This is a genomic window from Huijunlia imazamoxiresistens (assembly GCF_037132455.1).
In the GTDB taxonomy this organism is placed as follows: Bacteria; Bacteroidota; Bacteroidia; order Chitinophagales; family Chitinophagaceae; genus Flavisolibacter; species Flavisolibacter imazamoxiresistens.
This window is the reverse complement of sequence record NZ_JBBBEI010000001.1, coordinates 457,185-479,274: the sequence shown is the minus strand read 5'-3', so window position 1 is coordinate 479,274 and position 22,090 is coordinate 457,185. Positions and strand designations below refer to the sequence as shown.

Sequence of the window (22,090 nt, the reverse complement as noted above, 5' to 3'; positions counted from 1 at the left end):
GTGGTAAAGGGGAACGCCTTATTTGCTAATAATTTCCGAGGCGATCTTCCAGGCCTTTTCTCCATCTGCCGCCCGGATGGCTTTAAAGAGGCGCTCGTGCAGAAGATAGGTCTTTTGAAAATCGGCCTGGTGGTACCGGCTGAGGAACCATTGCTTTAAATGGCCGGCTGCGGCCCGGTACAGGTCGGCCAGGATGTCGTTGCCGGAGGCGACGGCGATGGCGGTATGAAAGGCAATATCCGCCTCTACGCAATCCGCCAGGGAGCCTTCGACGGCAGCTGCCTTCCTTGCGGCCAGGTGCTGGCTGATTTTTTCGAGGTCTTCTTCCGTCCGGTTCCGGGCGGCCTTTTCCGCTATTTTCAGTTCGAGCAGCTGGCGGATCTCGTCCACTTCCTGCTCTTTGGCGCGCTGGAGGCGCTGGTCCATCGTTTCCCGCAGGGGGCCGGCCTGTTCCACGAAGGTGCCCACGCCTTGCTGGGCGCGCAGCAGGCCCGCATTGGTGAGCAGCTTGATGGCCTCGCGGATCGTAGAGCGCCCGACCCCGAAGCTTTTCATCAGTTCCGGCTCAATGGGCAGCCGGTCGCCGGGAAGGTATCGGCCACCGGCGATTTGTTCCCGGATTTTTTCGGCCACTTCTTCGGAAAGGGATTTTTTGGTTATCATAATACACGTAAATTCATCAGATCATCAGATGAATCAAAGGTAAGGTTGTTTACGGCAACGACAGTCAGATTTTTTTGTAGGAAGTCAACCCGGAAAATCAGGAGGTGCTCGTTTATTCCGGTTCGATTGAAGGCAGGATCACGTACCCCGGAATTGCATTCCCGGGGAAGTACACTTCATCCTAAAGAGCAACAGCAGTTCGAACCGTCCTTACCCGGAATGCAATTCCGGGGTACGTGTACCAACTTCTTTAGGACAGTGCTTTAATGATCTTTTCCAGGTCGGGGAGGGCGCCACCATTGTACACGTTTTTAAAGCCGCGCTCCTGCAACAGGCTTTGCGCCTTTACGCTGCGCAAACCATGCGAACAATAGGTGATGTAGGTTTTACCGGGGTCCAGCTCCGTATACCGTTCACGGATCGTGCCCAGGGAAATATTCAGGGAACCGGGAAGGTGACCGGCGGCATATTCGCCTTCGGTCCGCACATCCAGCAAAACAGCCCCGTCCGCCAGGAGCCGGTCCAGCCCTTTGCCCAGCTTTACCGAACGGTAGGTCCGGTAAGTAATATACAGCAACAGGAAAACACACCCGGCCAGGATCAGCGTTCTCATAATTTGCTCAGGATGCGCTTGTCGACATAGAAGGTGCCGAAGGGAATGAAGCTGGCCAAAAGCACCTTGCCGGTGGTGCGGAACTTCCAGCTCTGCTCCACGGCCACGCCGATGGCACAAAGTACGAACAGCACAAACAATACTCCGTGAATGGGGCCCACCAGCTTGGTCAGCGTCTGGTCCTGGAGAAAATACTTCATAGGCATGCCGATGAATACCAGCACCAGCAGGGAAAGGCCTTCAAAAAAACCGATAAGGCGCAGGCGCCCGACTTTTGTCTTCAATAATTGAGTCATAGTTATCTGAAATAAGGTCTGTTTGCAAATGGAGAAAAGGGCCAGGGAATGGCGATAAACAGCACGAGCAGCGCTATGCCAAACCAGGCCAGCATCGTTTTAAATTTTTGGCGGTCTTCCTGCTTTCTTTTGGACAGGGCCGAGCCAATGGTTAGCAACACAACAGCGGTCAGCATCAGCAGCATGTGCGCCAGGCCGAAAAACACCAGCGTCCTGTCCTGCCATGCTTCGCGAAAATGACCCCAGAACTGCCGCACCAGCGGGCTTTGCCCATACAGGGTCATGCCGATCACCAGCTGCAGGTGGGCCGCCGTCACCGCGAGGGTGCGGGCCGCCCCGTCACGGCCGGAAAACAATTTTTTGGAAACGTACCCCCGGCCCGCCCGGAACAGGACGTACAGCAGGCTGCCAACGACCAGCCAGCGGGTCAGCGAATGCAGAAAGATCAGGGTCGGGTACATGTCATTTGTTTGGGACGGGGCGAAGGTAAGGAGAAACATACCAGGCGGTATGTTAAAATGGGAATTTATTTTAACCCTTCCAGATAGGCCTTGAGCTGCTCTAAATAAGACAGGTAAACGGCTTTGCTGTTCCGGAGCTTTCCAAAATTCCGGATGCCCCAATAGCCCGCCATGACAAACAGGGTCACCTGTGCCGCATCGACATCCTTGCGCAAAAAGCCTTCTTCTTTTCCCCGCTCCAGGGTAGCGGTCATTTCAGCCTCCCATTGCTGGGTCAGCGCTTCCAGCGCCCGGCGGAATTCTCCGTTCCAGGGCGTCATTTCCTGGGTAAGGTTCGAGGCGGGACAACCGTACTCCACTTTCATGAACTTATCTTCCAGCAAAAGGTGGTGCATCATGTTGTAAATCGCCTGTCCCGGATCCTGATCCTTTTGCAACGATTCGATAAAGCTGCCGGCCATCGCGGGCTTCAGGATTTCGTGGATGATCGCCAGCCCCATTTCGTCCTTGTTCTTAAAATGGTAATAAAAGGCCCCCTTGGTCACCTGCGTCGTGGAAATGATGTCGTCGATGCTGGTAGCCTGGTAGCCTTTCTCGTAAATCAGCTCAAATGCTTTCTGTAAAATCGTATGCCTGGTGGCTTCTGCCTTTTTCATAAAAATACGAAACGGTATGAACGGCAAAGTACGATCAATCCCCCCGGCCGGCAAGGATTTTTAAAACGGCAGCGCCCCGAAGCCGGTCGATTCGTCCGCCTCCACCACAGGAAAGGAGGCGGCATGGCGGCCCTCACCGGAATACACCACCCCATCGCTTTGCACGCCCCGGCAGCCTTCGGCAATATAGCCGCCCCTTGAGCGGATAAAGGCCACCAGCTGCTGGTAATGGATGTTGGTACCGGTAACGGCCTCCACACCGGTCAGCACCAGCTGTTCGCGGGCACGGGTGAGGGTCACGTTCAGCTTCCGGTCCACGGGGTACTGTCCCCGCGCTTCGTTGCGGAACATCCGGGTATTGGAGGTCAGGAAGTCCATCTGGGCGTGGCTGGATACGCAAAGCGATACCAGGATGATGTCGCGCTGGCTGCCCTGGTAGCGCTCCACCGTATCCACCAGCAGGTGGTGGTAGCCGGGCAGGGAGGTGACCAGGGCGCTTTCTTCCATCCGGTCCTTTATGGCCGCGATCTGGTTGCGGAAAGGCGTGATCACCCCCAGGGTGGTTTGCGGGTCAAAAGTCTTCCCGCTCGCCCGGTAGATCCCAATTATCTTTTCCAGCAGCCGCACCACCGTATCGGCTTCTTCGCTGTTGGTCTTGGCCTGGCGCAGGCCGTCGGCAGGATCGCAGGCGGAGGGGATAAACAGGAGCCGGCGGGAGCAGAGGTAGCGCTCCAGTCCCGACCTCGAATCGGCGGGTTGCAGGTCGAGCGGCGCCGTCTGGCCGGCAAGGCGCAGCGGATCCTCGGACAGCTTCAGGCGGGATTCATAAAAGGAGTGGTTGGGAAACTGCAGCAGGTCCTCGTGCATGCGCCCCTGGCAGCTCAGGGCGGCATGGGCCCAGTGCCAGCCTTTTTCGCAGGCGTTGGTATGGAGCCGCTCGAACAGCGAGTTGCTGCGGGTTTCCAGCCCGATGGCCCGCAGCCCTTCGTGCGCCACACGGGCCCGCTCTTCGTCCTGCAGCACGATGGCCGGCAGCTGCTTGTGGTCGCCGATCAGGATGAATTTGGGCGCCCGGGTCAGGAGGCCTACCAGTTGCGGCTCGAGGATCTGGGAGGCCTCGTCCACGATGATGGTGTCGAAGCGCTTCAGGTCAAAAATCCCCGGCTTGCCGCTGATGGAGCTGAGCGTGCCCACCACTACCTTGTGGCGGTCGAAGAGCGTGCGGATGTCGTCTCTCTTAAAACGTTCGCCGGCCCGCTCCCGCGCTTCCACCAGCGCCTGCAGCTGGCGGTCCAGCAGGGCGTCGCGCAGCTGGGGATCGGTGGACAGCTCGGAGCCGATGCGGAGGTAACAGGGAGCGCCGGTGGAAGCCTGCCCGCCCGCCAGCTCGGCGCCCGCCTGGGCGATCTTTTCGCAGATCTCGTCCACTGCCCGGTTGGTATACGCCAGGATGAGGGTATTGCGGCCTTCGCGCAGCAGTTCTTGGGCAATGTTTTTCAGAACGATGGAGGTCTTGCCCGTTCCCGGCGGGCCCACGATAAGGAAATAGTCGGGGCTTTGCAGCGCCTGCCGCACGATGGCGGCCTGCTCGGCGGAGAGCCCCTGCAGCGGACCGTTGGCAGATGGATACGGGCGGGGTGCCTCCCGGCCCAGCAGGAGGCGGCGCTTCCGGGGCTCCGCCCGGAGAAATTCAATCAGCCCGCGGGTCATGTGGGTATAGGAACTGTCCATGACGTCTTTTTCCACGCCCCAGCAGTCGTAGGCCTCGAAAAAGGCCGCGTTGCGCTGCTGGCTGCGCAGCTGCAGGGTCACGTACTCCCGGCTGATGTCTTTGATGGTGCATTTGAATACCTGGCCCTGGGTGGGCTTGTAGCCCTCGGGACGGCAGGGGTACAGGATCACCACGTCGCCGGCGCGGAAGTTGGCGTTGCGGTTGTCTTCCCGGGTCCGGCGGAAGCGGATGGACCGTTCTTCGGTGGCGCAGCGGTTGCCGTCGCCGTCCAGGGTGAGGCCGTAGAGGATCTCGCAGCGTTCTTTCTTTTCGTCAAAAGCCACCCGCCACAGGCTGGCCAGCCCGAAGGTGGCCGCGGCGTCGCCGCCGTCGCCGCATTTGGACAAATAAAGCTCCCGGGCGATGAAGTTCACAAAAGCATGAAAGTAGGCCTGCTCCGTATCGTCGGCGGCGGCCAGGGGGGCGGTAAAGGCCTGGATGTCCTTTTGCACGTAGGGCAAAAAATTGGGGTGCAGCCGGCGGGTGACCAGGCCCGCTTCGTTCAGCGACCCGATGTAGCGGCGGACGGTATCGAACCGGGGCGTCCGGTCATTGGCCATGCGGTACTCCATGATCACCAGCAGGTTGCGGAGGTTCAGCAGTTCCTGCTTTTGTTTGAGCGAAAAGGTCTCGCTCCGCAGGTTGTCCGCCTCGGCCTTCGAATACAGCAGCCGTGTTTTGATGTCGCCGTATTTCAGGTCCAGGGCGCTTTGCAGCAGCAGCTCGTAGGCCATCAGCTGCCGCTCGTGGTTTTCCGAAATGCGCCGGTTGCCGAAGGGAGGGCTGCCCGACTTCAGCTCCACCACGTTGGCCTTCTGCCGGCACGACTTCACCTCCAAAATATCCAGCCGGCCCTGCAGGCCGAAGGTATCCGACAGGAAGGAAGGCTCCAGGATGCAGCCGGAAGGGTCGATGGGCAGGTCGCCCTGGCGGGGAAAGTCCTGCCGGATAACCCGGCGGATGGTCTCGAACTGCTTTTTGGCGTTGGCGCAGAAGTCGGCGAATTTTTGACGGTCCTTCAGCTGCTCGTTATTGGTAAAATCGATGGCGGCCTGCTTAAAGCCTTTTACCAGGGTTTCCTCGAAGGTCACGGGGGTGGGCGCCTCGTTCATGAGCTCGTCCACGAACAGGTTGGCCAGGTTTCCCAGCAGGAGGGGGGCGGTGGATTCCTGGGGCCGGAACTTATTAAAAAGGTAGTGCAGGGGCGAATCGCCCTGCTGCTTGAAGCATTCCGCCAGGGCCGAGGCATCCACCAGGTAGTCGGGCTCCGCAATGAAGAATTGCGGGAGGTACTGCCCGTCCGAGGTCAGCTCTACCTGCCACAGCAGCAGTTCCATGCCCGGGGCGAGCTGTTCCACCGACTCGCGGAAATAATCGTTCACGCCGGCCACGTTGACCCGCACCTCTATTTCATCGCCCTCCTCGCGCCGGCAGCGGAGGGCTTCCGGGCCCACCGATATAACCAAGCAACGAAGTTGCCCGATCCGTTCCACGGCGGCGGCCCCGAATGCGGGGGGCGGGTAGGACGGGGGCAGTTGCTTCTCCACGGCTGCCGGTAAGGGACAACCGAAAAAAACGGCCAGGGCTTCGCAGAGCGCTTTGAAATGATAGGGGTAGAGCGCGGCGTCGGGCGTGCGCCCCTGGTGCAACACGCCGTTGGCCGTGATCCGCAGACCGTTGAGGTAATGGTTGACCGTCCGGTCGAGGCGGTGCTGCTGGGCCAGGTAGGCCTGGCGCGAAAACAGGTTGGTGAACTGCACCGGCTCCTGGCGCGTCAGCTCGCGGCAGGCCTGCTCCAGCAGGTCGCGCAGGCGGGGATATTTTTCCTGCAGGCTGATGGCGCCGGAGGCGTGGAGGAGGGCAGCTTCTTCGAAGAACAGGTTCGCCTTGCTCATAAGCGGGAAGGTATATGGGTTGGGTTTGGGGGAAAAGGTTTTTGGCGTAACAAACCGCCCAAGGCGGTCCGGAGCACTTACGGCAGCCGGTATACCCGGATGTTGCCGATGGCCTGGCGCGACTTGGTGGACCGGAAGCCAAAATAGCCTTCCTGCAGCGGCCGGGGATCGTTCCAGCTAAAGAACACCACGCCGTCCACCGCGTAGGTAACGTTAGGGCCCGTTTTGCTGATGGAGACCGTGTACTCCCTGTTGGCCTGCATCAGGTGGGCGGTGTCGGTATATTCCTGCACGAGGGTGCGCTGGCCGTTGCCTTCGTAGCGGCGGAAGCGGGTGGTGCTGTTGGAGTTGCCGCCCTGTCCTACGTAATACAGCTGCAGCGAATCGTAGGATTCCAGCACGCCGTCGCGGGTAAACAAGTGGGGATTGCGGGGGTCGGAGGCCATCCAGAAGGTGTTGAGGTCGGACAGCCGGTCGTTGCTGCCGGTATCGACCACCACCCGGCGGGTATATTCGATGCGCCAGTTGCCGCCCAGCTTTTTCTTCAGCCAGACCGTCACGCCGCCCCGGGTATCCAGCCACAGCTGTCCGCCCCGGGTGTACACCGCCGCCGGGGGCTTGGGCGCTATTTCAGCTATCCAAACCGTGGTATCCAGGCTGCCGGTAAAGTCGTCCGAAAAGAGGAGCGTACCGCCGGTACCCCCGGTTTTAGCGGGACTACCCGGCTGGGCAAAAGCCCCAACGGAAAGCAGCGCAAACAGGAATATCAGGGAGGCATGCATGACCGAAAAATTATTAGGATCCTTGAAAAATAGGGTTTTATGAAGGGTCAAAAGTAAACCGAAAGAAAAAGGCGGCCAAACAACCTTTTGTCGTTTGCCGCCTTTTCAGCGTTCACCGCACCCAAAACCCGTGGCCATGGCCGAAAGGGTCGGGCCGATGTGGGGGGAAGGGAACCGTTCCTCTAAACTGTTTAGCAATAGGTCCACCAGGTCACGCGGTACCAGAATGCGCCGTACCGGGTTACATTCGTACCCACCGAGGATACGCAGTTGTAGTAGTAGCCCCAGCCATTCCGGTACAGGGTGTAGGCATAACCGGAGTAGAACTTCCAGCCCCAGAAATGATAGTAGAAGGAGGCATAGACGGGGTTGGTATGGAAGTTCGTCACCTGCACCCGGTGCCAGCTGGAGTTATAGTAATACAGGGAAGTGGTGGCCAGGGCCGCCGCTGCCGGGTCGGCCGTCAGGCTTTTTGTCGATTTATTGCGTACTTCGATGGAAACGGGAGTGTTCTTCGATTCCAGGGGCAGGTCCACCAGTACGGCGTTCTCGGGTATTTTCACGTCGTTACCGGTAGCCGTGCGCTGGGCGCCCATCCGGGAGGCCATAGCGGCGCCTTTTTCCGAGGACTTGCCGGGGTTGGGCTGTTGCAGCAGGCTGGTCGGTGTGTTCACCAGCCGGATTTCCAGGTCGTCCAGTGCCAGTTTGTCCAGGGTTTCTTTGTTAACGGCGCGGAAGCGCAGCTGGGCGGTCCGGGTATTGGTGGCATCGGAGATGCGGATCGAGCGTTCAAAAAGTTTTTCGGGTTCTTTTATTTTGAGGGTCTGGTCGGCCGCCCGGGCGCTGTTGACAGCGGGAGCGGTGTCCATCTCCTTATCATGATTTTTCTGACAGGAAGTCAAATACATGGTACTGGCAAAGAGGGCGAATACAGATAATTTCAAAGCTTTCATAACAACAAGGTTTTTTAAATGGTTAATGAAATGGTTTAGGGGATAATGGATAGGGGGTACGCGATGGGGGCTTCCTGTTGCGCAACAGGAAACGGGTCAGTGGAACCGGTTCGGGAAATGGGTTGGATAAGAAAACGGGCCGGATCATTGGAGGCGGCGGAAGGGAGCGACCCTGCTGCCGGCAGGCTTCCCGCTCAGGAAGCGAAGGATTCATTCGGGGCAAACGTTTGGATACGGAATGAAGTACTAACGGGTTTTCTTTGGGTATTTGGTTTTCAAGGCTTCCGGATAATTTTGTGTTCGTTTCGTTTCTATTATAATCTGGATTCGGCAAGGCAAGGGAAACAACAAACGAAATTTTTTTAATAATTATTTTTCATTATTTAAAGCGGGTTCTTCCATATCTCCCACCATAGGATTTACTAAGCCGGAAAGCCAGCAGGACTTGCTGGGCTTTACGCTCCGAAAGAAAGAAGGTAAACAAGTGATGATAATCGTGCTTTCATTGATTAGGGAGGACCCTATTGAATTTGAATTAGCAGCCAGAATATGGTAAGTTCAAAATCCTTCTGAAACCTGCGTCGATCTGTATCGAAAATCATTTGCTTCCATTGAGGAAATAATAGAAAATCGTAATTCGGAGTTTGTATCCATCCAGATTTATTTATCGTAAAATTCCAGCGGCAGGCCGTCGGGGTCGGTAAAAAAGGTAAACCGCTTGCCGGTGTATTCGTCTACCCGCACCGACTCGGCTACCACGTTGTTTTGCTGCAGCCAGGCTACCGCCTGCTGCACGTCCTCTACTTCAAAGGCCAGGTGACGAAGGCCCCTGGCTTCGGGCCGCGATACACGGGGCGGCGGGTCGGGAAAGGAAAACAGCTCGATCACGTAGGTGCCGTTGAGCGCCAGGTCCAGCTTCCACGAATCCCGTTCTTCCCGGTACACTTCCCGGATAATGGTCAGCCCCAGCACCCCGGTATAGAACGCTTTGGAAACGGCATAGTCCGAACAAATGATCGCAATATGGTGCACGCTGTTCACTTTAAGCATAATGGTTTCCGTTAGGTTGAATGTAAAGAAAAGGCTTTCCCTTCCATTAAAAAATTGCGGCAGACACCCGGCCGGGAATGCTTCTGATCCGTTTCCTGCGGCAAAGATGACCTGCCCGCCCGCGGGAAAAACTGATTTCAGTCATTCCCGCTCCGGATTATCCCTTCCGTTCCTGCCAAAGCTCGTGCAGGATCTCGTACGACCGTAAGCGGGCCGCCGGGTCATAAATGTGCGAGGCCACCATCAGTTCGTCCACCCCTGTATGGTCCACGAATTCCTGCAGGTCCTTCCGGATCCGGTCGTGCGCCCCTACAAAGGTGTAGGTGCGGAACGCCCGTACCGCCGCTTCCTCCCATTCGGTCCACCTGCCTTCCATGCTTTCTACCGGGGGCGGCAGGGGAGCGGTCCTGCCGCGTACCAGGCCCACGGCCAGTTGCAGGAAGGAAGTGGACAGGCGGGTGGCTTCTTCGTCCGTATCGGCAGCCACCACGTTGACGCAGGCCATCATGTAGGGTTCTTTCAGGTGGTCCGATGGCGTAAAGTGCTGCCGGTACAGGTTCAGGGCGGCATGCAGCTGGGCCGGTGCAAAATGCGAGGCAAAGGCATAAGGTAGCCCCAGCGATCCTGCCAGCCAGGCGCTTTCGGTGCTCGACCCCAGGATCCAGATGGGAATATCGAGGCCTTCGCCCGGGATGGCCCGTACCCGGCCCGTCCGGTTTTCCGCCGACAGGTAGGTGCGCAGCTCTTCGATGTTTTGCGGGAAGTCATACCCCGCCGCCAGCCGCTCCCGCCGCAGGGCCATCGAGGTCACCGGGTCGGTGCCGGGTGCCCGCCCCAGTCCCAGGTCGATGCGGCCGGGGTAGAGCGACTCCAGGGTGCCGAACTGTTCGGCCACGATCAGGGGGGCATGGTTGGGCAGCATGATGCCGCCCGAACCCACGCGGATGGTGGAGGTGCCGCCCGCAATAAAGCCGATCAGCACCACGGTGGCCGAAGACGCCACGCTTTCCATGTTGTGGTGTTCGGCCAGCCAGAAGCGGCGAAAGCCCCACCGCTCGGCCATCCGGGCCAGCCGCAGGCTGTTTTGAAAGGTTTCCGCCGGGCTGCGGCCTTCGCCCACCGTCGCCAGGTCGAGCAACGAAATCGGGAGCGCGGAGAAGGGTTTGGGGTCCATAGCGGGAAGGGGTTTAGGGCCTGAGGCGGGATTGGTTAATTGGTTAATTTGGGTATTAGGAATTTGGGACCGTCCTGCCGTCAAGGCCCAATTAACCAATTAACCAATTCCGCCAAGACCTGGGGCTAATCGAAATAGGTTTCCAGATCGGCGGACTTGACTTTTTTATAACCCAGCTCGATCTGGCTTTTCAGGATCCGGTCTTCGGACAGTTCGGGCAGTTGGTCAATCTCGAACCAGTCCACGTCCAGCACGTCGAAACCTTTGCGGATCCCAGAGGTCACGGCGGTGCAGTAAAACAGCAGCTTGTAGACATAAAAAGGCTGGGGCGGGTGGGGGTGCTTCCGTTTGTCGAAAACAGCCAGCAGCCGCTGGGGCACCACTTCCAGGCCCGTTTCCTCGAACACCTCCTTGATCACCGTTTCCCCCGGGGTATGGCCCACATCGGCCCATCCTCCCGGCAACGACCACCTGCCGTCGGCGCTTTCGCGGGCCATCAGGATCCTGCCTTCCGGCGACAGCACCAGTGCCCGGATGTCCACCTTCGCGGTAGGATATTCCTTTACCAGGGGAAAGCTTTCCGCCAGCTCATCAAGGCTGTGCCCGCTTATCTGCTGCAGCAGGCCCAGGCTGATCTCCCGCAGCTCCTGGTAGCGTTCCTTGTCATAGTCATTGTTACTGTAAAGCAGTCCGGTATCGGAAAGGGCCTTCAGCCGTTTCAGTACTTCGAGTAGGGATCCGTTCATGGCGTAAAATTATGCCTCCGGGCAACACCAGGCCCACCGTATTTTATTTTTTACCCCGGACCACGGGAGGGTACAAACGAAAAAGCCTCCGCGTATAAGATGAGCTATTAAGGAAAGGAACAATATTTGGGGAGGTGTCAGGATACTTGCCTACGTCAAAATTGCTCCAGATGAAGAACACCTGCTTTTCCGAGCCAGACCGCCTTCTTCCTTTGCCGCCAACCGGCTTCCATCCTAACGGTTATGTTCAAGGCATCAAAGCTGTGCCCCGCAAGAAGAGCCCGGTCCCACCGGCCCGTCCCCCCTCCGGCCAGAACCTAAAGTAAAATAAAAGATGAGCTTGTTAAAATACTGGAAACCAGTCGGACATCCGATTTATAAAAAATGTTACATTTAATTCCTCTATTGTTTACTTCCTCCATTAAACCTTGGTCATATGAAACGAAACTTGACCCGCTATTGGTTGCAGATCTTCTTTGCGACCCTTCTCATTTTCAATATTCCACGCTCCGCCCTGGCACAGGGATTCCCGGTAACCGGTACTGTTACCGATACCAGTGGCGCGCCCCTGGCAGGGGTGACCATCCAGGTGAAAGGCACCCAGACCCGCACGGTTTCAAAGCCCGACGGTACATTTTCCATCACCGCTCCCAACCCCACCTCCACGCTGATCATCAGCTATGTGGGCTTCACCGAGCAGCAGTTGCCGCTGGCCAGCCAGGGCCAGGTGGCCGTTGAAATGACGCCGACCGGCTCCTCCCTGCAGGACGTGGTGGTGGTGGGCTATGGCACCAAACGCCGCGGCGACGTTACCGGGGCCATCGCCACGGTCAGCTCCGAAAAAATCAAGGCGGTGCCCGTGACCAACGTCACCCAGGCCCTCCAGGGCCGCGTGCCGGGCGTGGATGCCAACATGAGCTCGTTCCGTCCGGGCGCCGGCGCCACGGTCCGCATCCGCGGCAACCGCTCCCTGGGCGCCACCAACGAACCCCTTTATGTTGTGGACGGCATTCCTCAGAGTTACAGCATCGACGACATCAACCCGCTGGACATCGAATCCATGGACGTGCTGAAAGATGCTTCCGCCACTGCCATCTACGGGGTGCGGGGCGCCAACGGGGTGATCCAGATCACCACCAAAAAAGGCCGGGCCGGCCGCGTAGCGGTGGAATACAGCGGCAGCGTGTCGCAGGACAAGATCCTGCGCAAAATGAAGGTGTTCGACGGGCCGGGCTGGGCCCAGTACCGCCGCGACGCCTACATCAGCGCCCGCGCCTACAATACCTCCCAGGGCACGGCCATCCCTTCGCTGTACTTCCCCGACCCCGCCACCGACTACGTGCTGTTCCGGGCCGATCCCAACGTGTGGCAGTCGGTAGCCATGGGGTACAACTTCAGCCGGCTGGACCCCACCAACAACATCTTCGTGTACCAGAAGCGCGCCACCTCCGAAGCGGAAAAGACCCTGCTGCGCAACCTGGGACTGGCCGTACTGGACAGCGTGGCCCAGTACGACCCCTCCAAAGTGCGGAGCACCGACTGGGCCGACCAGGCCCTGCGTACCGGCCTGACCACCAACCACCAGCTCTCGGTCACCGGCGGTTCGGAAAAGTTCCGGTCCTCCGTCTCCGGCTCTTATTTTAAACAGAAAGGCATCGAGTTCGGACAGGACTATACCCGCTACACCTTTAACCAGACCGCCGACTTCCGGCCGGCGAAAATTGTCAATATCGGTGGCAACCTCAACTACACCTGGTCGAAGCAGAACGTGGGTCCGTCGGTGTACTCCGGCACCATCGGCATGATCCCCCTGGCCCTGCCCTACGACAGCGCCGGCAACCTGATCTTCTTCCCCGGCAACGACCCCCAGATCGTCAACCCGCTGAACGACCCCAATACCGTGATTGAAGAAAACCGGACCAGCCGCCTCATCGGCAGCGTCTTCGGCGAAGTCTCGATCCTGAAAGGCCTGAAGTACCGGGCCGCCTTCGGCATCGACGCCACCAACGTGCGCAGGGGCACCTTCAACGGCACCATCTCCTCGGTACGGCAGGGAAACCCGGCCAATGCTTCCTATTCGATCCGCAACGGCCTGACCTGGATTTTCGACAACATCATCAACTACGACACCAAGATCGGCGACGACCACAACTTCTCCTTCACCCTGCTGCAGGAGCTGCAGAAGATCCGGGGCGACACCCTGACCTCCAACGCGGAAAACCTGAGCTACGAAAGCCAGAAATGGTACTCGCTGCAGAACAACGCCTTATCCACCACCACCAGCTCCGGCGGCCTGGCCGAATTCCAGCTGCTGTCCTACATGGGACGGGTCAACTACTCGCTGATGGATAAATACAACGTGACCCTCAGCGTCCGCAACGACAACTCCTCCGTATTCACCGAAGGCCACAAGGGTTTGTGGTTCCCTTCCGCCGCCCTGGCCTGGAAGGTGGATGCCGAACCCTTTATGGACGCGGTGAACGTGCTGAACTCCCTGAAGCTGCGGGTAGGTTACGGCTCGGTGGGCAACTCCTCCATCAGGCCCTACCAGGGCCGCGGCCTGCTGACCCGCATTCCCTACAACTGGGCCGACAACCCCGCCGCCGGCTTTGGCCCGGGCACCCTGCCGCTGCCCGATCTGACCTGGGAACGGACCAACGCCCTGAATGCCGGCGTGGATTTCGGGCTGTGGAAAAACCGCATTACCGGTACGGTGGATGTGTACCAGTCCAACACCACCCAGCAGATCCAGAACCGCTCGCTTCCGGCCGCTTCGGGCTTTCCCGAGGTGCTGGTGAACCTGGGCAAGATCCGCAACCGCGGCATCGAGATCAGCCTGTCGACCACCAACATCAACCAGCCGGGCGGCTGGCGGTGGATCACCGACTTCATGTTTACCAAAAACAAGGAAGAGATCGTGGAACTTTTTGGCGGAGACGACCAGGACAACGTGGGCAACCAGTGGTTCCTGGGCTGGCCCATCCGCACGTATTATGACTGGCAGCAGGAAGGGGTTTTCCAATATGCCGATACCTTGCGCGGCGGCATCCTGGCCGACTATTACTGGAAGAAAGCAGGCAACCGCGCCGATGTGCGCATGCAGCCCGGCCGCATCCGCGCCCAGGATACCAATGGCGACACCCTGCTCAACGAAGCCGACAAGGTGCCCCTGGGATCGGAAGTGCCCAAATGGATCGGCAGCGTCAACAGCACGCTCTCCTACAAAGGATTCGACCTGGGCATCTATGTGTATGTCCGCAGAGGCTCCACGGTAAGGGTGCTGCGGCCCCAGACCAACGGGCGCCAGGCGGGTCCCTACCTGAACTACTGGACCCCGACCAATCCCACCAACGAGTGGCCGCAGGTGAACAGTACCGTGGACGTGCAACCCTTCTGGCAGTCGATGACCTTCCGCGACGGTTCCTTTGTACGGGTGCGCAGCATTTCGCTCACCTACCGCCTGCCCAAGGAATTCGTCAGCCGGTACAAGGCTTCCAGCTCCAGCATTTTCTTCAATGCCCTGAACCCCTTCCTGTGGAGCAAGGTGGAGGACGTGGACCCGGAAACCCTGCCGTTTGTGACCTCCTATCCGTCGAGCAGGAACTCCAGCGCCGGTCCTACTTCTTACAGCTTCCGGAGCTTTGTGCTGGGTGTACGCCTTGGATTTTAGTTCAGCCGGATCAAACGGATCAAAGGGGTCGGTGGACCGGCCCCCTTTGGTTCCTCTCAACCCATACGTAAATACCACAAAATGAAAAAAGCCCTCTTGCCCATATTGACCGGCCTCCTGGTGGTGGCCGGCACTTCCTGCAAAAAGTTCGTGGAAGAAGAACTGGTCACCCAGCTCTCCTACGATTATTACAATACCGCCCAGGGGCTGGAAGACCTGGTGCGCTCGGCCTATTCCCCGCTGCGCTTCAAATACGAGGACGAGCAATCCTACCTGCTCTGGAACTTCGGCACCGACGAATTCATCCTGGGCGACCAGTACAACTTCAGTTACTACAATACCTATGACGCCCGGCTGGCGCCCGGCGACGGCTTTATCAACAGCCTCTGGGTCAACAACTATTTTGGCATCAACCGCTGCAATCTCGGCCTCGAACGCATACCGGCGCTGAACGAGCCCACTTCCCTGACCCTGGGCACCGAGGGGCAGAAGACCCAGCGCCTCGCGGAACTGAGGTTCCTCAGGGGGTATTATTACTTCCAGCTGGTACAGCAATTCGGGGCCATCCCGATCGTGAATACCTCCAGCCTCAGCGTGCGCACCGACTTTCCGCGGTCGCCGGTTCCCGAAGTGTACCGCACCCTTATTTCCGACCTGCGCTTCGCCTCCGCCAACCTGGCCACGAACGCTTCCGAGCCGGGCAGGGCCACCCGGGGAGCGGCCAACCACTTCCTGGCCAAGGCCTACCTGACCCGGGGCAGCGCCGTAACCGACCAGCGGGGCCAGCAGCCTACCGATATCGACAGCGCGGCTTATTTTGCCGACCTGGTGATCACGTCCGGTGCCTACACGCTGGAACCCGATTATGCCAACCTCTGGAACGGCGTCTATGCCACCAACACCCCGCCGCCGCTGGGCGAAAACGGCGCCGCCCCCAAGGGCGACTATTCACGCTTCCAAACAGCCCAGGCCAGCCGGGAAATTATCCTGGCCGCCCAGTTCAATACGAACCTGAACCTGATCGGGCCCCAGGGCAACCAGACCCATACCTATTTCATCATGCAGTACGACCAGGGCATTCCCGGCCTGTCGCGGCAGGCGGATAACTTCAACGGCCGTCCCTTCCGGCGCCTGGGCCCCTCGGATTATACCATCGACATCTACGACCGCAAGAACGATTCACGGTTTTACAAAAGCTTCCGCACGGTTTACTTTTCCAATACCAACACCGGCGTGCCCACCTTTACCGCCGCCAATGCGCCCCGGCCCGACCTGGTGGGCAAACGAAAATTCGGCATCGGCGATACGGCCGCCCTGTTTATTGTAAATACCCCAGCCACCGCGATCGATACCGCCGTACTGGCCCGCTACCGCTACCGTGTCTTCGCCCGCTACTTCCGGGGTTCCAACGGGGAGCTGCGGCAGGGTTTTAATAACAACAAATACCTGACGCTGGTGAAACACCTCGACCCGGTACGGGTGACCAGCAATTTTAACGAACAGCGGGGCGTGCGCAACGGCACCCTGGCCCGGTTCGCGGAAACCTACCTGATCGCCGCCGAAGCCTATGGGCGCCTGGGCAACTACGCCAAGGCGCTGGAATATGTCAACATCCTGCGGCAACGGGGCGCCTATCGTGCCGGCGAAATCAAGAACCCGCACTACTGGATGTTCGAAGGCGGCACCCAGGGCGATGTCAACAGCACCTACCCGCAGCTCATGGCCACGGAAACCCTGTTCACCACCAATGCGGCCAGCGAAAAGTACCCGCCCAGCGCCACCACCACGCCGGCCCGTTTCATTCACTTTATCCTGAACGAACGGACCCGGGAACTCTGCGGAGAATTTTACCGTTGGGAAGACCTTGTACGGACCGAGACCCTGCTGGAGCGGACCAAGCTGTTTAACAAAGATGCGGGCAGCATCCAGCCCTTCCATAAGCTGCGACCCGTTCCGCAGATCCAGATCGACCTCACTACCGTCGACGGGCAACCGATGACCAATGAACAAAAGCGGGCTTATCAAAACCCGGGCTATAATTAGGCCTTACCCGCCTCACCCCCGGCCCCTCCCGCTTAGGCGGGACAGGTTCTCCATCTGGAGAGGGGTGCCCAAACTTGAATCTTTTCCTACTGGTTGGGCAGAGGGAGTACCATAAAAACAGAAAAGCCTTTTCCAAATTGGAAAGGGCTTTTCTGTTTTACAGAAAAGCTATTCGTGCCAACCTGTAGGATAAGACTGTAGTTTGGGCACCCCCCTCCAGATGGAGAACCTGTCCCGCCTAAGCGGGAGGGGCCGGGGGTGAGGTTTCAGGACGGAACAGGACGCTTACCTTCCGTTGTTGTTTATTTTTAAGCACTTATCCTGTTGCTGCGGCCATAGAAATGTTTGGATCCGGAACAGGGGACCATTTTTTTATGCTTGTTTTTGATAGGAACGGAAAACTTATGTCCCTCCGGTCCTATCTTTAAATATGTGTTGGGCCATATGACGTTCACGCTTGTTATGAAAAAGAACTTTTTTTTGCTTCCGCATGGCAGTACGTTACCGTTTTGCCGTAGGAGCATGGGCCCCCTTCACTTCTTTTTCCTTTTCCTTTTCACTGTTTCTGTTGCAAATGCTGCTCCCTCCAACCGTCAGAAAACCTATATCGTTACGGATTTCGGGGCGGTGGGCGACGGCAGGACGTTAAATACCACGGCCATCCAGCAAACCATTGACCGTTGCGCCCGCGAAGGCGGCGGCAGGGTGGTGGTTCCGGCCGGGATATTTGTCAGCGGCGCCCTGTTTTTGAAAAAAGGGGTAGCCCTCCGCGTAGAAAAGGAGGGCGTGCTGAAAGGTTCCGTCAACCGCGACGACTACCCGATGGTGGCCACCCGCTGGGAGGGCACCGAAATGAACTACATGTGCGCCCTGGTGAATGCCGACAGCCTCGACGGCGTCAGCCTGACGGGGGAAGGCACCATCGACGGCTCTGGCGACAGCTGGCTGGAAATGATCCGCAACGAAAGGGAGCAGGGCGGCGGCCCCGCCCGGTGGATGCGGCCCCGCCTGATCGGCATCCAGAACAGCCGCAACGTAGTGGTCAAAGGCCTGCGGCTGCACAACCAGGCGGTTTGGTGCGTGCACATCCTTTATTGTGAGAACGTGGAATTGACCGGGCTTCATATTACCGCCAACCACAACATCCCTTCCTCCGACGGCATCGACATCGACTCGGACCGCAACGTAAAAATCTCCCGCTGCTTTATTGACGTCAACGACGACTGCATCTCCATAAAATCCGGCAAGGACGAGGACGGCCTGCGGGTGGCCCGGCCCAGCGAAAATATTGTGATCGAAAAATGCCGGTTCGGCTACGGCCACGGCGGGGTGGCCATGGGCAGTGAAACCTCGGGCGGCATCCGGAACGTCGTGGTGCGCCGCTGTATCGCGGAGACGGACAACTGGGCGCCCATCCGCTTTAAATCGCAGCCCAGCAGGGGTGGGGTGGTGGAAAACATTACGTACAAAAACTTCCGGCTGAACAACACCCGCAAGGCGGTTGAATTCAACATGGCCTGGCGCATGGTGCCGCCGGTGAAACCGCCGGCAGCGGTACTCCCGGTGGTGCGCAATGTACGGCTGGTGAAAATAAAGGGCACCGTAACCTCCGTGGGCGACATCCGCGGGCTGGCAGCAAGTCCCATCAGGGGCGTAGTTTTCAAAAAGTGCTCCCTCCGCGCTCAAAAGACACTGGTGGTCGAACACGCGGAACAAATAGACCTGTCGGGTCTGAAACAAGTGATAGAAAAAAAATAGACAACAGGCAATTGACAATAGGCAACAGGAAAAAGTCAGGGTGAACGAACAACATAGGAAAGGCGGCCGGGAACGGCAAACAACCAACAAATATGCTAACTGCTTTCCAAACCGGGGAACAGGGTAACTCGTGAACTGGTGAACGCGTGAACTCGTGAACTTTTAAATACAGGAAACATGAACAGAACCAAAGAAATCTTACTGGCAGTGCTGATGGGCACTTCTGCCGTCGGCTTTGCACAGGGAAAGCCGAACGACGTTACCGCGCCGCTGCACCTGCTGCAGCCCGACTATCCCGTTCCCTACAAGATTCCCACCACCGCTGCCGTCAAAAGCGTGCTGGACCGTGTGTTCACTTATCTCGACGCGGTAACGCCGGCCGCTTTTGTACACAAAAAAACCGGCGCCGCCGTGACCAACCTGTCCAATGTGGACACCAACGTGGCCATCAAACAGGGCGACTTCCGCCTGACTTCCTACGAATGGGGCGTGACCTATATGGGCATGCTGGAAATAGGAGAGGCCACCGGCGACAACCGGTATACGGCCTACAGCAAAGACCGCCTGGGCTTTATCGCCAATGCCGTTCCCGCCTTCCGCACGCTGTACAAAAAGCAGCCCCTGTCGACCAACCCCCTGCGCCAGCCGGTAGCCCCGCATGCGCTCGACGATGGCGGCGCCATCTGCGCGGCCATGATCAAGACCCTGCGTGCCGGCGGTTCGCCTGCGCTGCGGCCCCAGATCGACACCTTCATCAACTATATTTCCCATAAAGAATTCCGCCTGCCCGACGGGACGCTGGCCCGCAACCGGCCCCAGAAAAACACACTCTGGCTGGATGACCTGTACATGAGCGTGCCGGCCCTGGCGCAGATGGGCAAGCTGACCGGCGATGCCAAATATTACGACGATGCCGTCAAGCAGATCGTGCAGTTTTCGGGACGCATGTTCAATAAAGAGCTGGGCATCTACATGCACGGCTGGGTGCAGGGCATGAATGTGCACCCCGAGTTCCACTGGGCCCGTGCCAACGGCTGGGCGTTCCTGGCCATGGCCGAGCTGCTCGACGTGCTGCCCGAAAACCATCCCGGACGTGCCGCCGTACTGGAACAGTTCCGCGCCCATGCCAAGGGGCTGACCGCCTTCCAGTCGGGTAAAGGCCTGTGGCACCAGCTGCTCGACCGCAACGACTCGTACCTCGAGACCTCCGCCACCGCCATTTATACCTATTGCCTGGCCCGCGGCATCAACAAGGGCTGGCTCGACCCGCTGGCTTATTCCGGCATGGCCATCCTGGGCTGGAATGCCGTGACCACCCAGGTGAACGAAAAAGGCCAGGTGGAAAACACCTGCGTCGGCACCGGCATGTCGTTCGACCCGGCGTTTTACTACTACCGCCCGGTGAACGTGTATGCGGCCCATGGCTATGGCCCCGTGCTGCTGGCAGGCGCCGAGATCATCCGCCTGGTGAAGAACAACGCTTTTGAAATCAACGACAGCTCCATCCAACTGAAAAAATAACCCGGAGAACCGGGATCGGCTGGCCCGGTCCCGGTTCCCTTTCAAGGTTTTTGCCGATGACCAAACATTACTTTCCTTTTCTCCTTTCCTTTTCCCTTTGGGCCGGCTTGCCGGCCGTTGCGCAGAAAAAGCTGACGGTGCAGGCCAACAAGCCGGTAACGGCCGTTCCCGCCACCATGTGGGGCATCTTTTTCGAAGACATCAACTTCGGCGCCGACGGCGGCCTTTATGCCGAGCTGGTCAAGAACCGCTCTTTTGAATTTTCCACCCCCCTGATGGGTTGGAAGGAACTCAAAAATGGCGGCACGGGCAGGGTGCTGGTGATCAACGAAGAAAAAGAACGGCCGCAGAATCCCCGCTACGCCCGCCTTACGGTCGATGCCCCCGCAGGGGCCTATGGGCTGACCAACGAAGGCTTCCGCGGCATGGGCATCAGGGCCGGCGAAGGCTATAACTTTTCGCTTTGGGCCCGCAAAGGGCTGGGCGACCTGAAGCTGACCGTGGAGCTGGTGTCCGCCTCCGGCAAAAAGATCGGCAGCGCTTCGCTGCAGGGCTTTACCCCGGATTGGAAACAGCATTCCGTTTCCCTGGCCGCCACCGATACGGCCGTTAAGGGGAAACTGAATATTTATGTGGAAGGCACCGGCAGCATCGACCTCGATCAAATTTCCCTGTTTCCGCAAAATACTTGGCAAAAGCGGCCCAACGGCCTGCGGGCCGACCTGGTGCAGTGGCTGGCCGACCTCAAACCCGGCTTTATCCGCTTCCCCGGCGGCTGCATCGTGGAAGGCAGGGACCTGGCCAACCGCTACCAGTGGAAGACCACCGTGGGCCCGCTCGAAGACCGCAAACTGATCATGAACCGCTGGAACGTCGAGTTCCGCGCCCCCCGCAATGCGCCGGACTATTTCCAAACCTTTGGCCTGGGTTTTTATGAGTATTTCCAACTGTCGGAAGACGTAGGCGCCGAGCCGCTGCCGATCCTCAACTGCGGCATGGCCTGCCAGTACAATACCGGCGAAGTGGTGGCGATGCCCGAGCTGGACCCCTACATCCAGGACGCCCTCGACCTCATTGAATTTGCCAACGGTCCCGTTTCTTCCAAATGGGGCAAGCTGCGCTCCGATATGGGCCACCCCGCGCCCTTCGGCCTCAAGTACCTGGGCGTAGGCAACGAGCAGTGGGACGAGCAGTACATCGAGCGCTACCGGGAATTTGAAAAAATACTGAAACAGCGCCACCCCGAAGTAAAGCTGGTGGCGGCTGCCGGCCCTGCCCCCGAGGGTCCGCGCTTCGAATATGCCTGGAAGCAACTGCGTACCCTCAAGGCCGACCTGGTGGACGAGCACTACTACAAGCCGCCCGAATGGTTTTTGCAAAATGCCAGCCGCTATGATAGCTACGACCGCAAGGGTCCGAAAGTGTTTGCCGGTGAATATGCGGCGCACGGGAAGGATGATGCCCGGCCGGAATCGAAGAATACCTGGATGAGCGCCCTGTCGGAAGCGGCCTTCATGACGGGACTGGAGCGCAATGCCGAGGTGGTGCAGATGGCGTCGTATGCGCCCCTGCTGGCCCACGTGGAAGCCTGGCAATGGCGGCCCGACCTGATCTGGTTCGACAACCTGCGCTCCGTCGGCACGCCCAACTACTATGTGCAAAAGCTATTTTCTACCAATAAAGGCACCGACGTGCTACCTATCCTTGCAGGGGGCCGGCCGGTGACCGGCCAGGACAGCGTGTATGCCTCCTCGACCTTTGATAAAAAGACCGGCGAGGTGATCGTGAAGCTGGTGAATGTATCGGGCTCTGCCCGTCCGTACACGGTGGAGATTACTGGGAAAAGCCCGGCAAAGAAGGCAACGCTGCACGTGCTGCGGTCGGCGGACCGGCAGGCCATCAATACCCTGGACGAACCGCAGGCCGTTCAGCCCGCGCAGCGGGACCTTTCGCTGAAAGGGAACGCGGTCTCCCTGGCACTGGAGCCCCTGTCGCTGAACGTCGTGCGGGTACAGGTAAAATAAGGCATGGGCAACCA

16 protein-coding genes are annotated in these 22,090 nt (G+C 58.7%); 5 read left to right on the top strand and 11 right to left on the bottom strand.

Going from position 1 to position 22,090, the window contains the following annotated elements; all coding sequences use genetic code 11:
• Positions 1 to 18 precede the first annotated feature (18 nt).
• The 11 genes from V9K67_RS01620 to V9K67_RS01570 all read right to left on the bottom strand — a co-directional run bounded on the left by V9K67_RS01620 (position 19) and on the right by V9K67_RS01570 (position 11,060).
• Entirely contained in the window at positions 19 to 663 is a 645-nt protein-coding gene (locus V9K67_RS01620; RefSeq protein ID WP_336719600.1) for a FadR/GntR family transcriptional regulator, read from the bottom strand.
• A 250-nt stretch (positions 664 to 913) separates the two neighbouring features.
• A complete protein-coding gene (locus V9K67_RS01615) occupies positions 914 to 1,276 on the bottom strand; it encodes a rhodanese-like domain-containing protein (RefSeq protein ID WP_336719599.1) in 363 nt (120 codons plus the stop codon).
• Complete coding sequence (locus V9K67_RS01610) at positions 1,273 to 1,572, bottom strand: DUF3817 domain-containing protein (RefSeq protein WP_336719598.1); 300 nt, start codon at positions 1,570 to 1,572, stop codon at positions 1,273 to 1,275. The genes V9K67_RS01615 and V9K67_RS01610 overlap by 4 nt, the downstream gene beginning before the upstream one ends.
• Before the next feature lie 2 nt (positions 1,573 to 1,574).
• Positions 1,575 to 2,033, bottom strand: coding sequence for a hypothetical protein (locus V9K67_RS01605; protein ID WP_336719596.1), 459 nt, complete (start codon positions 2,031 to 2,033; stop codon positions 1,575 to 1,577).
• A gap of 65 nt (positions 2,034 to 2,098) precedes the next feature.
• On the bottom strand, positions 2,099 to 2,689 hold the full coding sequence (locus V9K67_RS01600) for a TetR family transcriptional regulator (protein ID WP_336719595.1): 591 nt from the start codon (positions 2,687 to 2,689) through the stop codon (positions 2,099 to 2,101).
• Between the two features lie 60 nt (positions 2,690 to 2,749).
• Entirely contained in the window at positions 2,750 to 6,355 is a 3,606-nt protein-coding gene (locus V9K67_RS01595; protein WP_336719594.1) for a DEAD/DEAH box helicase, read from the bottom strand.
• Positions 6,356 to 6,432: 77 nt separating this feature from the next.
• A complete protein-coding gene (locus V9K67_RS01590) occupies positions 6,433 to 7,137 on the bottom strand; it encodes a DUF6250 domain-containing protein (RefSeq protein ID WP_336719593.1) in 705 nt (234 codons plus the stop codon).
• Positions 7,138 to 7,328: 191 nt separating this feature from the next.
• On the bottom strand, positions 7,329 to 8,090 hold the full coding sequence (locus V9K67_RS01585; RefSeq protein WP_336719591.1) for a hypothetical protein: 762 nt from the start codon (positions 8,088 to 8,090) through the stop codon (positions 7,329 to 7,331).
• Positions 8,091 to 8,750: 660 nt separating this feature from the next.
• The gene (locus V9K67_RS01580) at positions 8,751 to 9,140 is read right to left on the bottom strand and encodes a VOC family protein (RefSeq protein ID WP_336719589.1); all 390 of its coding nucleotides are present in this window, start codon (positions 9,138 to 9,140) and stop codon (positions 8,751 to 8,753) included.
• A 157-nt stretch (positions 9,141 to 9,297) separates the two neighbouring features.
• Positions 9,298 to 10,314: an LLM class flavin-dependent oxidoreductase gene (locus V9K67_RS01575; RefSeq protein ID WP_336719587.1), complete on the bottom strand. Its 1,017-nt coding sequence runs from the start codon at positions 10,312 to 10,314 to the stop codon at positions 9,298 to 9,300.
• A gap of 125 nt (positions 10,315 to 10,439) precedes the next feature.
• Positions 10,440 to 11,060 carry an NUDIX hydrolase gene (locus tag V9K67_RS01570; protein WP_336719585.1) on the bottom strand — a complete coding sequence of 207 codons (621 nt, stop codon included), beginning with the start codon at positions 11,058 to 11,060 and terminating at the stop codon, positions 10,440 to 10,442.
• Between the two features lie 436 nt (positions 11,061 to 11,496).
• On the opposite strand from V9K67_RS01570, the gene V9K67_RS01565 reads away from it, so the two are divergent.
• The 5 genes from V9K67_RS01565 (at position 11,497) to V9K67_RS01545 (ending at position 22,076) form a co-directional block, all read left to right on the top strand.
• Positions 11,497 to 14,730: a SusC/RagA family TonB-linked outer membrane protein gene (locus tag V9K67_RS01565; RefSeq protein ID WP_336719583.1), complete on the top strand. Its 3,234-nt coding sequence runs from the start codon at positions 11,497 to 11,499 to the stop codon at positions 14,728 to 14,730.
• A gap of 81 nt (positions 14,731 to 14,811) precedes the next feature.
• Positions 14,812 to 16,773, top strand: coding sequence for a RagB/SusD family nutrient uptake outer membrane protein (locus V9K67_RS01560; RefSeq protein WP_336719582.1), 1,962 nt, complete (start codon positions 14,812 to 14,814; stop codon positions 16,771 to 16,773).
• A 522-nt stretch (positions 16,774 to 17,295) separates the two neighbouring features.
• On the top strand, positions 17,296 to 18,531 hold the full coding sequence (locus V9K67_RS01555) for a glycoside hydrolase family 28 protein (protein WP_336719581.1): 1,236 nt from the start codon (positions 17,296 to 17,298) through the stop codon (positions 18,529 to 18,531).
• A 177-nt stretch (positions 18,532 to 18,708) separates the two neighbouring features.
• Entirely contained in the window at positions 18,709 to 20,052 is a 1,344-nt protein-coding gene (locus tag V9K67_RS01550) for a glycoside hydrolase family 88/105 protein (RefSeq protein ID WP_336719579.1), read from the top strand.
• Positions 20,053 to 20,108: 56 nt separating this feature from the next.
• The gene (locus V9K67_RS01545) at positions 20,109 to 22,076 is read left to right on the top strand and encodes an alpha-L-arabinofuranosidase C-terminal domain-containing protein (protein WP_336719578.1); all 1,968 of its coding nucleotides are present in this window, start codon (positions 20,109 to 20,111) and stop codon (positions 22,074 to 22,076) included.
• Positions 22,077 to 22,090: the final 14 nt, after the last annotated feature.